Origin of the sequence: Nostoc punctiforme PCC 73102 (assembly GCF_000020025.1) — a bacterium.
Classification (GTDB): Bacteria; Cyanobacteriota; Cyanobacteriia; order Cyanobacteriales; family Nostocaceae; genus Nostoc; species Nostoc punctiforme.
Genome location: NC_010628.1, coordinates 5,011,538 through 5,023,630 on the forward strand (window position 1 = coordinate 5,011,538; position 12,093 = coordinate 5,023,630).

Below are 12,093 nucleotides of genomic sequence, written 5' to 3' on the forward strand. Positions count from 1 at the left end.
GACTGGCTATGACGCTCCTGCGCCGCTCTAAGCCTTGGCACAGCCTCTCGTAGAGAAGCCATGCCGCAGGCTTTACGCTACGCTATCGGTGTCGCCAATTATTGAATAACTGTAAATACTTGATGAAAATACAGCCGAGCTAATATCTTATCCAGCAAATTACTGTAAGTATAAACATAGGTAAATTCAAATTATCTATGCAGCTACTTGCCCTCTATAATCGGAACAATTTCTGAACTTAGACAATCTTAGAACTGGTCATCGTCAGTAAATGCACTCAGGTAAAAATTACTATCTTGGCTGAAGCAAAGGTTTGTAGCGTTTAAGCGCTATTTGAAACGTAAGATAACTTGCTACTTAAATGATGTTTAATTTTCCCGAACTGCTTTTGATCCCCATTTCGATAGAATGACTAGGCAGAACCCTAAAACTAAAAACCGCTTTTGACTGCGACGCACATGAATCAACTGAACAATGGTTTTACGATATTTCTAAGTCTGCTAGTCGAGGCGATGCCTTTTTTGCTTCTTGGGGTTTTATTCTCCAGTTTGCTGCTATTTTTTGTTGATGAGCGCAAATTAGTAGAAAAAATGCCCAAAAATCCGCTGCTGGGTGCTTTAGTTGGCAGCTTGATCGGCTTTTTATTTCCGGTGTGTGAGTGCGGGAATGTGCCAGTAGCGCGGCGATTCCTGATTCAGGGAGTACCCACACCAGTCGCCATTGGTTTTTTGCTAGCAGCGCCAACAATTAACCCAATTGTAATTTGGTCAACTTGGACAGCATTTCGAGATCAGCCAGAAATAGTGGTTTTACGAGTCGTATTTTCTCTAGCAATTGCCACAATTATTGGTTTTGTTTTCAGTTTTCAAAAGGACTTAAATCCGATAATTCAACCTGCGATCGCTCGGTATATGAAGTTTAATCCACCCGCGCAGCCGGAAACCAAACGCCGTGGTAAACGTTACCAAGTAGAACAGCAAGAAGCGATACCAAATATCTTGCAATCCGGGACTTATATTTTAGGAGGAAAAGCAGGTGTACCTCTGCGGATTGATGCTAATTTTGTACAGCCGACTGCCCCAATTTCTAACACCAATAAACCTCTTGCAGATAAACTGCGCCTAGTGGTAGATAATAGCGTCCAAGAATTCCGGGAATTGGGCGGAGTGATGATTTTAGGAAGTGCGATCGCAGCAGCGATTCAAGTCTTAGCTCCCCGTGAATTAATTCTCAGTTTGGGTGCTGGGCCTATTAGCTCGATTGTAGTCATGCTGATATTAGCAGTAGTGGTGTCAATTTGTTCTACAGTCGATTCTTTTTTTGCTCTATCTTTTGCCTCGACCTTTAGTAGCGGTTCCTTGTTGGCATTTCTAGTGTTTGGGCCAATGATTGACATCAAAAGCGTTGGTTTGATGTTATCTATTTTTAAGCCCAAAACTGTGTTTTATTTATTTGCTTTAGCAGCACAATTGACATTTGTGTTAACTCTTTTCCTCAATTTGCACGTTTTTTAAAGAATTAATCTTTTGTTCTTTGCTAATAACCAATGCCCCATGCCCAATAACTAATGGCTAATAAAAATCCTAAATCTAAAATCCCAAATCTGTTACTCCCTTGGTTGGATGCTCTAGCAATTACATCTTGGGGCATTTTGATGTTGAGATATTGGCTGACTAACAAGCTGAACTTATTGATTCACCCAAATTACATTTGGTTTGTGGTTGTGACAGGTATCAGCTTGATTGTTATTGGTTTCTTCAAGATGCAGGAACTTTGGCAGCGCCGTCGCCGTGATGTTACGCCAAACGGCCAACATATTAGTTTATTTCCCCCTGGTTGGGGCAGTGTTTTATTGTTGACTACAGCGATTCTAGGTTTTATCATTACACCGCAAGTTTTTGCTAGTGACAAAGCACTCCAAAGGGGCGTAACCACCGATTTATTGGGAAGTACACGCGTCAAACCCCAAGCCTTTCGAGCTACTGTTCGTCCAGAGGAGCGATCGCTTGTAGATTGGGTACGCACTGTTAATGTCTATCCAGAACCAGACACATATACAGGTCAAAAAGTAAAAGTTCAAGGATTTGTTATTCATCCGCCAGATATAGGAAAAGAATATTTGTTCTTAGCCCGATTTGTCTTAACTTGCTGTGCAGCAGATGCTTACCCAGTAGGATTACCTGTCAAACTTCCAAACAATCAAGAACCTTATTCCCCTGACACTTGGCTGGAAGTAGAAGGACAAATGATGACAGAAAATTTGGCAGGTAAACGCCAACTTACCATTGCTGCTACTTCTCTCAAAAAAATTCCTCAACCCCAGAATCCTTATAGTTATTAATTATTTGTTGATGACTAATGACCAATGACCAATGACAAATACTTCGGCTCCGCTCAGTACAAGTGACAAATGACAAAATCTAAAACATTTATCCAACCACTGGATCGGATAGCGATCGCACTAATGTTACTGCTAAGTGTGCTGATTGGGTTAATCATATTGCAAGGTGATGTGGTAACTGCTCGTGTGCGGGACTTTACCTGGCAAAATCAACAGATTGGGGCGGAAGATAACTCCTTTACCCTCACCTTCAGCCGCCCAATGGAAACAAAAAGTGTAGAGGATAACTTGAAAATCGAGCCACCCCTAGCGGGTAAATTTAGTTGGGCAGGTCGGCGGATGGTTTATACGCTATTAACACCAGCACCTTATGGCACAAATTATAAATTGCAGTTACAGGGAGCCAAAGATAAGTTTGCACAGCAAGAGGGTAAAAATCGGTTAATCCAGGCTTTTACAGGTAGCTTCCGCACACGCGATCGCGTCATTCTTTACATAGGAACCAATCAAGAAGAACAGGGGCGATTAGTTCTATACAACTTAACCCAAGAGCAAAAAAGGGTACTTACCCCTAAAGACTTGATAGCAATGGACTTCGAGTCATTTCCAGATGGAGAGAAAATTTTATTTTCGGCTCGCGCCAGCAATAACGAAGACTTACTTTCAGCCCAACTGTACACAGTGACAACAGGCGTTTCTAGTAAATCTGGACAAGAAGCACAACCAGGAGGCAAAGTTGACCTAGTTTTAGATAGTAAAGATTATCAAAACCTGAAATTTGACTTATCACCTGATGGGCAAACTATTGTCATCCAACGCGGAAACAAAAATAATCCCGGCGACTTTGGACTATGGTTTATGCCAGCAACCAGCGACGGTTCAGCAGAAAAACCCACTCCTAAACGTCTGAAAAGCCAACCAGGGGGAGACTTTACGATCACCCCAGATAGTAAAGCCGTAGCAGTTGCCCAAGGACAGGGAGCAGCGATCTTACCACTGCAAGGTGATGCCAGTAAACCTCTAGATTTTCTGCCGCAGTTTGGTTTGGTACAGGCTTTCTCTAAAGATGGCTCTCAAGCAGCGATGGTAAAGTTTAATACAGATTACACGCGAGATTTGTTTTTAGTGACAAACCAAGGTGTACAGAAACAACTATTAAAAACAACAGGTTCAATTCTCAGCTGCCAATTTGATATCGCCTCACCCACCCTCTATTGCTTGCTGACACAGCTAGTATCCAAAGAACAATACATAGAACAGCCTTATGTGGTAGCAATTGATCTGAAAACCGGCCAACAGAAACCCCTGCTAGTACTGCCTCCCGCTCAAAGAAATGTGCAAATGAGTTTATCTGCTGACGGTTTAGGCTTGTTATTTGACCAAGTAGTACCGCAGGCAAACCCCCCAGTATCATTACCCACAAACACTTTGAAAACTGATGATGGAGATGTTATTGCTACCAGTAGCCTGTGGTTAATGCCTCTGCTGCCCATCGCTGATGCTGCGACTGTTGAAATTAGACCAGAACAACTCCCCTTAGCCGGATTTCATCCCCGATGGCTACCTTAATCGAATAATTCGTAGGAGCCGGACAATGACCATTGGTGTCAACTTAAGCAAAAAGTAAGCAAAAGATGTAATCTAAGAACATTACTAATGATGTTCTTAGAGATACATCATGGCAAGAAAACGCCCAGCGCGAACAGGAAACCCAGACCTGCGGCAACAAAAACAAGTACCGATGCCGCCAATAGAGGAAATTGAACAAAAAATCTACTCATTACTATCTCCGCTCAACTTTAAACCCTTGAAATTGTACGAAACGGAAGAAAAGAAACCATTCCGAGACAGAATACTGACCTTATCGGTAATGATGGCGCTCGTTGTGAGTTTAGTATATCGTCAGATTCCTGGATTAAGAGAAGTACAAAGAGTCCTATGCGAAGAAGGATTATTGTGGGCAGGTCGGATTGAAGTGAGTGCCCAAGCAGTTTCAAAACGATTGAGAACACTACCAATAGAATTATTTGCACAAATTTTCGAGCAAGTAATGGAAAGAATGAATGTGAAGCCACAAAATCAGGCAGTACCAGAGAATTGGCAGCCAGTATGCGCCAAATTTACAGCCATCTGGATTACTGACGGTTCAACCCTAGAAGCACTAAGACGCAAACTCAAAGTACTACAAGAACAAGATTTAGGATTTTTTAAGTTTCCTTGGTTTGATGCGTTCACAGAAGCTGACAAGTTTTTTTTGACAAGACTGCGAGAAAAAACTTCTTACAAGGTGATACGTTGTTTGACCAATGCCCCATTCTACCGTGATGAAATTATATCTATGGGGGAATATCGCTCTAATCCTTGCCAGCACCAAGTACGTTTAGTTTCTGTTTTGTGGGGTTCAACTTGGTACTATTACCTGACAAATGTACTCGACCCACAAATGTTATCTGCTCATCTTGTCTGTGAATTAGGGAGCAGGCGCTGGCGCGTTGAAGATGCTTTTCTGCTCACAAAAAGACTTTTAGGTTTAGCTTATATTTGGGTTGGGGACAACAATGGCGTACAAATCCAGATTTTTGCCACTTGGATTTTTTATGCTGTTCTTAACCAATTATGTATCGATATAGCAATCGCCCTCAACCAACCTTTAGACCGAATTTCTACAGAAATGGTATTTCGTGCTTTATACCATTTTTCACAAGCTGTTCTCCGTGGTGATGCACATGAGGCTGTTCCTTATCTTGTGGAACGTCAAAAGCTGTTTGGATTAGTTAAAGCAGGGCGTAAGCGTCATCGAGAGATTTCTATGTCGCAATAGAGGAACTAAATAAGTTGATAAAATCTACAGAATAATAGTTATATGAATTGGAGCAACTGACTTCAGTTTCGTAGTGGCGTGGCAAGGCTAAAATGCTGTAATAGCTAAAGCGCGACTATGAGCCTTTAGCTGAAAAAACCATAAATCTAATACACAAATTTAGTCTTGCCCCAATAGTAGGTTGGGTTAGCCTTTGGCAGGGTGGGATTCTCTGGGTTTAATAAGTAATCAGGCAGACATGATAAGCTAAACCACATCTAGTTTGCATATCTAAAATTTATATAACTCTTGTGGGGTGGGCATCTTGCCCGCCGTAATTATGCACTTTAAATGTGGAACAGCTTATTACAAATTACGAATTAGTAATTATAATTTATCCAAGCTTCCCAAAAAACATAGATTGAGAGTATTCCTAAGAAGATACGAAGTACTAAACTCACAGTATAATCTGGTAGTTTTGGCAGGGTGCGAGTACTCATCTGAACGCCTAAAAGACCGCCACATCCCAAAACTATACCTTGAGCAAACAGAATATTTCCCTCTAATGTATGTCCTGTGCAGGCAACTAAAGCAGTGATGACAATCACGCCCAAACTAGTCTGAATTGCTACTTTAATTTCTTCTCCCAGTAGCAACATTTGTAGTGGCACCATAATCGTACCGCCACCTAAGCCAAATAAACCTGCTAAAATTCCTGCTGCTCCCCCAGTGCTAATTTTAGAAACTAATGGGTTAAATACTGGGCCTGTATTCTCTTTTTCATTGAGGGCTAGTCCCTTACGAAGTTCAATCAAATAGATATTAGCGAGTAGTATGATGCCAAATGTAAATAGTATTATATAAGATGGAATTTTGTTGGCGAAATATACACCTATACCAGTAGTTAGAAAAGCTGGAATTCCTAAATAGATTACTCGTTTAAAGTCAAAGTATCCCATCCACCAATTCTGCAAACTTCCAGAAATTGAAGTAATCACAATAGCAAGGCTACTAGTAGCGATCGCCTGAACGGGAGTATAACCTAGTGTGACTAAAAGAGGAATTGTGATAATACCACCACCTATTCCTAAAAGTCCAGCTATGACTCCAGATATTAAACCCCCAGCTACTAAAATCAACCAACTAAAATCAATCATAAATAGGTATTTTTCTAGAGAACTGATAGTGGGAATTGGGAATTGGAAATTGGAAATTGGGCATGATGATTCTTCTTGTCCCCTTATCCCCCTTATCTCCCCCTGCTTCCCCCGCCCCTCTGCTCCCGTTCGGCTACGCTCACGGCAAGCCTGCTCCCTGCTCCTTCTCCCTCATCCCCGTACTGTCACCGGATGGCTAACAATGCCTCCGTAGAGCAATCCAAAATCATTCCACGGAACCGTATTAGGTTGTGTGTTACCTAAATTGTCAGTAGCACGAGCTTGGAGAAAATATTCGCCAGGAACTGGGTTCCATTCAATGTCCCATCGTGTCCATGCAAATGGAAAGTTTGGTTCTCTCAGTCGTGCAAGCTGCCAAGTTTTACCGCCATCTAGACTGACTTCTACACGGGCAATTTTTCCTTTCCCAGACCAAGAACGTCCACGTAGTAAATGGGTTCGAGCCGAAAGCGTAGCGGGCCAAGCCAACTCGAAAGCGCTTTTAACATTTTGATAGGTAATCAGCTTACCTTTATATGGTGCGATCGCAGGGTAATCTGCACCAACCAGTACCATCTGCTCCGTTACCCACTGGGTATATATCGGTGTTTCAGAAACCTCAATCCGCTCAATCCATTTAACGTTGGCGTTTCCTCCCCAACCAGGGAATAAGACACGGCATGGCTGGCCATGATCTGGAGGTAATGGTTCTCCATTCATTGCATAGACGACGAGCGAGTTATCTGCTAATGCTTTGCTAATTGGAACTACACTGCTGAATTTAGATTTATTTGTCCCTTTTGAGTCCAACGAATCCACATCTGCACCCTCAACAAGTACATCTTTTGCTGTAGATTTCAATCCAGCCCGCTCTAATAATATGCTCAGTGGTACACCAGTCCACTCAGCCACACCAATGGCCCCAAGCCTCCATCGGGTTCCAGAGAGTGGTGTGTTGTAAGCCTCTTCAAAGAAACGCCGACCATTAGCAGCACACTCAATGGCACATGTTACTGAGATGGAAGGCATAGTGATGATTTCATCGTAAGTGAACTCGCAAGGGACAGAAACGCCAGTTCCATGAATTTGCAAACGCCATATAGATGGGTCAAAGGGAGGAGGTGTACTGCGGTTGTGAACATAAAACCAATCGTTTGGTACTAAATAACCACGCTCATACATCGCTTCCCAGTTCATCTCTAACGTGCCTTTGCTATGGGAGATATACCCTGGTGGTAATGGTTTAAGTATTTTACTGCCCTTAGTTTTAACAGCTGCCTGACTGTGAGCAGGCGCAGGTTTAGCTAAACCCCCGATGGCTGTTGCGCCAACCATCGTGGCTAGTATTTTCAGAAAGCGCTGGCGCGAAATACCTGCATCTGTGCTTTTTTGCCAGATGCACTCATCAACCCGTGCCTGTAGATAATCCTCTTGGTCAAAGAGGTTCTCATCGCTCAAGCTATACCCCCTTGTAATTCGTAATGCGTAATTCGTAATTAAGGCACAGAGATGAAGGAGCAGAAGGGCAGGGGAAGCAGGGGGAGATAAGGAAGACAAGGAGGAATTATTGAATAAGTCTCTCTCTTGTCTCCCCCCTCTTCCTTGTCTCCCTTGTCTCTTCTTCATGCCCCATACCCCATGCCCCATGCGCTGAAGAGACTAGCTGTTTATCGCTGTCCAAACACCAGTGATTTCATCTTCTGTGTAGTTGGGCGAATAGTGAGCAAATCCGTTTTTAGCAATTTGTGCGATCGCATCAATAAAGCGATCGCAGTCTTCTAATGTATTATATACTGCAAAGCTAGCGCGGATAATACTAGGGATGTTGCGTGTAATTCCCCTGTCTACTTCCTGAGCAATCTCGTAGTCTCGCTCATCCGAAATATTCTTTAGTTTGCGAATGTATTCATAAGTGCAGAAAGCCCCAGCCCTAACTCCAATGCCGTATTCTTGTGCCAGAATTTCTGCTACTAAGCGTCCATCAAACCCATCAATATCAAAGGGAATAACATGGGCTAAATTATCTCCTGGGATATGTAGTTTAACTCCAGGAATCAGCCTAAGCCGTGTATATGTGAATTCAACTAGAGAGTGTTCATACTTAGCAATGCGATCGCGCCCTACTGCTTCGATAATTTCAATTGCCTTGGCAATGGCGATCGCACCCATTGCGTTTGGTGTTCCAGGGTCATGGGCCCGTTCTGTGTAAAAACGCTTGATCTCTAAATTTCTGGTGATATAAGGCAGGTTCCCACCACCAATTTGATAAGGGTAAGAACTATCAAAAAATTCCTTTGGACCCAGCAAAACCCCAGTTCCATAAGGTGCGTACATCTTGTGTCCAGAGAAAGCTACAAAATCTAAATGACATGGGTCATCATCAGCACGCATATCTACTCGTTCATGCTGAATTAACTGACATACATCGGCAAAAATCTTAGCACCATACCGATGTGCTAAAGCTGCGATTTCATAAATTGGGGGTCTATAACCTGTAATTGTTGAAGCACCTGTAATAGTTACTAACTTAATTTGCTCGGCTTCAGGAAGATTTTGGTGTGCTTTGAAGATATCTTCAATTTCTGCGACACTTACACTTCCATCCGGTTGGGTTCTGTATTGCACAACTTCGTCTCTAGTAACCCAAGGGAGCAGGTTTGATGAATGCTCAATATCAGAAACTAAGATTTTCCCAGGTTTTTTTGCCCAAAGTGTGGCAGCTCCATTAATTGCTTCTGTTGTATTCTTCGCAAAGATTACATAGTTGTCTGAAGATGATCCCACAAAGTCTCGAATCACGTTCCGGCTAGCGTCATATTCTCGTGTAGTGATGATGGACTTTTGCCCAGAACCTCTATGCACGCTGCCGTATGTGTCAAGCATCTCGTCTACATGCTGCTTGAGGGTTGTAAAGGGAGTGGTTGTAGCTCCATTATCCAAGTTGACGTAATTTACATAGTTTCCCTTCAGAGTCTTCACCCTAAAAGATAGAGACTCATCTGTGAATAACGGTCTAATTTCTTTGTCCCAAAAACTGTCAAAATTTTCTGCAACTATCGGGAATTGGACAGTTTCTTGTTTTATATTTACACCCATTGCAAGTATGTCGGTCATCTTTAGCACCTCTGTTTTAAACTTGGAATTTTTGGAATAACCTAACTAACACACCGCTTTCTCTAACTCAATCTCACATCCATCGGTAGTAATTATGGTCTTTATAACTACTTTATTACTAATAAAAAACTCGGTTATTCCAATTATTCTTTAATAAATCAATTAAAAAGTGTATCCGTGTTAGTACGTAAATAAAATAATTTTACCGTCAATCAAATTACAATGTAAAAAATATTCGTAAGCAGTTAAGTATACTTTAAACAATTTTCTTGTGGTCATTAAACAAACTTGATATATTGAAGGTAAGTTGATAGAAAAAGCCTCTTCTAGCTAAAACTGAGATTGCTTGCTGGGACTATATTTAACGAGAAAAAAGCCTGTACTAAGTTGAGATTATTCTTTAAAAAAGTTTTATTAATTTGCTTATTGTAATTGTTACTGCTTCAATATTATTTTCTACGTATTTGTTCGTAATTGTCAGCTTTTCTTAATATTTTACTCTTAGCAGAAGCTCTTAGTTGTTTGCTGATATCGCTCAAAATAACAGAATTATCATCGAATAGTAGATACTTGTACTGACATCTATCCTAAGTAATAAATGAGCTAGCATGAAAATGTATTAAAGAAGACATTTTAAATGTAAATCTTAAGATAGATGCGATTCTAGAAAATAAAGTATAAGCTAAGGCAGTTTTTTCATGTAAAAAACTTCCTTGGGACAGAGGCACCACTGCTTTAATCTCCCCTGCTCCCTGCCTCGTTCCCCCCTGCCTCTTCTTGACGGGGACGAGCATCATAATGTTATAACGGCATCAGTCTAGATCCAAAATAGGGAACATCAATTGATGATTAATTGCTGGTGCCTAGAGAGAGTTAAACTTAGCTTCTAGAGCAAACCCTGATTAGACAAGGTTGATAAGCAATGCTAATGCCAGCACTGCTGATATTTTTAGGCAGGTGGGTCAAGAGTGATGAATGAAGCTGACACCTCAAATAAGGGGGCTGTGATGGAATCCCTAAATTCTGCTAATTCGCCACAATCGGAGCAGGCGAGTTGTCCCTTTTACTCAGTTGTGCCTAATGACAATATGGCAGTTAAACAACTGCCACTCCTCATGCCGGCTGAAGATAGACAATTTTCAAAAGATACCACCCAGCAGGACTGGGTTGCAGAGCCGGAAATCGGCAAGCAAGCACTTATTGATTCAGAATTTCAGAACCTGCTGGCATTGAACGAAGAATTGCGTGCAGCTAACAATAACTTGTATGAACAAGTAGAGCAGCTAAAAGACAACCTAGCTGAGTCTGAAAAGGTTTTGCAGTGGCAGAAAACGCGCTCTAGCGTTACTGAGTCGATGCTCAACCAACATACTCAGGAATTAGCTGCGGCTCAAGAACAGATAAAATCTTTATTTCAACAATTAGAAATTGCTGTACAAACTATTCAACGTCAGGAAATTTTCACTGATAGTTATAAAGCACAGCTACAAATTAGCCAGCAACGCCTTGCCCAGCTAGAGCGAGAATGTACGTTGTTACACACTAATAACAACGAACAGTCTGAGCAGTTATTGCAGTCAGAAACTGTTTGTCGGGAGTTACGTACTAGGCTGATGCGACAACAACGTCAGACGCTGCAATTTAAAGCAGCTCTGGAAAAATGTTTAGATACATCGGTTCCTAGCTATGACTCTTTAGAAGATACTGCACAACACCCCAAAGACATAACTAGCGGACAAGGAAGATTTTCTAGAAAAGCTCGGTCTTTGTTTCCTAATGCCCAGCCAATTAAACCTTGGTCAGCAGAATCAGAATCATTGACTGAAAATGAAGATGATTCTTGGGGTGAACCGTCAGCACCAATCCCATTCCAAAGAACTGAGCCGACTCCACCGCCATCATCTTCTTGGAACTGGTCAGTTAAAAAAAATACCCCAAAAGCAGCAGAACCTCCTGCTCCCTTTCCAAAAATTGACGATTCCCCAGATACACCTGAAGCTGTTTCAACTTCGGGCTCATCCAATTTAGATCAGCAATTAGATAGTCTCATCCAAATGTTTTTCACTTCCCAGCCTCCATCTACATCACCACCGCCTACTGCAAAAACAGATGTGGATGCTAATAATGCCCCTGTCTGGGAGACTTTGGCAACAATTATAGAAGACGATGAAAAAGTAGAAAATCAACGGGAGAAGGAGTTGGAGGCAGAAATTAATCCCCCTGTAACTACCTCTACTTCTTGGACGACAGATTCTGTACTTTCACCAGCCAATAACTTACTGCTGTCTTCTACCTCCTTCCACACTGAGCCGCCTATTGGAGAAGCTGAAGATTACTGGTCAGAAGTTTCTCAATTGTCACAGTTGGAATTGTCAGAAAATGATTTTTCCTCAGAGTCATTAGGTGATAACACCAATGACGGTAATTCACCTTCACCTGTGGTTTATCCCCAACGTCCACCCAAGGGGCGTAAGTCGTTGGCATCTGTGGAACTACCGAATTTTCGCCCCAAGAGTCAATAGTCATTTGTCAATAGTCATTTGTCATTTGTCTAAATACTAAGACCAATGACCAATGACTAATACAACTCTTAGAGAGGCTGCGCCCTAGGCGTAGCTATGCCGCAGGCTTTACGACTACGCGGTAGTTGGGCGCAGTCGAAACTCACTACAAGTGACCAA

8 protein-coding genes are annotated in these 12,093 nt (G+C 42.0%); 5 read left to right on the top strand and 3 right to left on the bottom strand.

Features of this window, described 5'->3' with window-relative positions; translation table 11 throughout:
- Nucleotides 1–458: 458 nt before the first annotated feature.
- From NPUN_RS20160 to NPUN_RS20175, 4 genes are all read left to right on the top strand, one after another.
- Complete coding sequence (locus NPUN_RS20160; RefSeq protein ID WP_012410341.1) at nucleotides 459–1,514, top strand: permease; 1,056 nt, start codon at nucleotides 459–461, stop codon at nucleotides 1,512–1,514.
- A gap of 53 nt (nucleotides 1,515–1,567) precedes the next feature.
- Nucleotides 1,568–2,341, top strand: coding sequence for a TIGR03943 family putative permease subunit (locus NPUN_RS20165; RefSeq protein ID WP_012410342.1), 774 nt, complete (start codon nucleotides 1,568–1,570; stop codon nucleotides 2,339–2,341).
- A 69-nt stretch (nucleotides 2,342–2,410) separates the two neighbouring features.
- Entirely contained in the window at nucleotides 2,411–3,910 is a 1,500-nt protein-coding gene (locus NPUN_RS20170; protein ID WP_012410343.1) for an Ig-like domain-containing domain, read from the top strand.
- Nucleotides 3,911–4,019: 109 nt separating this feature from the next.
- A complete protein-coding gene (locus tag NPUN_RS20175; RefSeq protein ID WP_052304636.1) occupies nucleotides 4,020–5,162 on the top strand; it encodes a transposase in 1,143 nt (380 codons plus the stop codon).
- Between the two features lie 359 nt (nucleotides 5,163–5,521).
- On the opposite strand, the gene NPUN_RS20180 is transcribed toward NPUN_RS20175, so the two are convergent.
- The 3 genes from NPUN_RS20180 to NPUN_RS20190 all read right to left on the bottom strand — a co-directional run bounded on the left by NPUN_RS20180 (nucleotide 5,522) and on the right by NPUN_RS20190 (nucleotide 9,412).
- On the bottom strand, nucleotides 5,522–6,298 hold the full coding sequence (locus NPUN_RS20180) for a sulfite exporter TauE/SafE family protein (RefSeq protein WP_012410344.1): 777 nt from the start codon (nucleotides 6,296–6,298) through the stop codon (nucleotides 5,522–5,524).
- Nucleotides 6,299–6,469: 171 nt separating this feature from the next.
- Nucleotides 6,470–7,756, bottom strand: a complete 1,287-nt coding sequence (locus tag NPUN_RS20185; RefSeq protein WP_041565528.1) for a sulfite oxidase — start codon at nucleotides 7,754–7,756, stop codon at nucleotides 6,470–6,472.
- 201 nt (nucleotides 7,757–7,957) lie between these two features.
- Complete coding sequence (locus NPUN_RS20190) at nucleotides 7,958–9,412, bottom strand: aminotransferase class V-fold PLP-dependent enzyme (protein WP_012410346.1); 1,455 nt, start codon at nucleotides 9,410–9,412, stop codon at nucleotides 7,958–7,960.
- A gap of 971 nt (nucleotides 9,413–10,383) precedes the next feature.
- Between NPUN_RS20190 and NPUN_RS20195 the strand changes: the two genes are divergently transcribed.
- Entirely contained in the window at nucleotides 10,384–11,934 is a 1,551-nt protein-coding gene (locus NPUN_RS20195; protein WP_012410347.1) for a hypothetical protein, read from the top strand.
- Nucleotides 11,935–12,093: the final 159 nt, after the last annotated feature.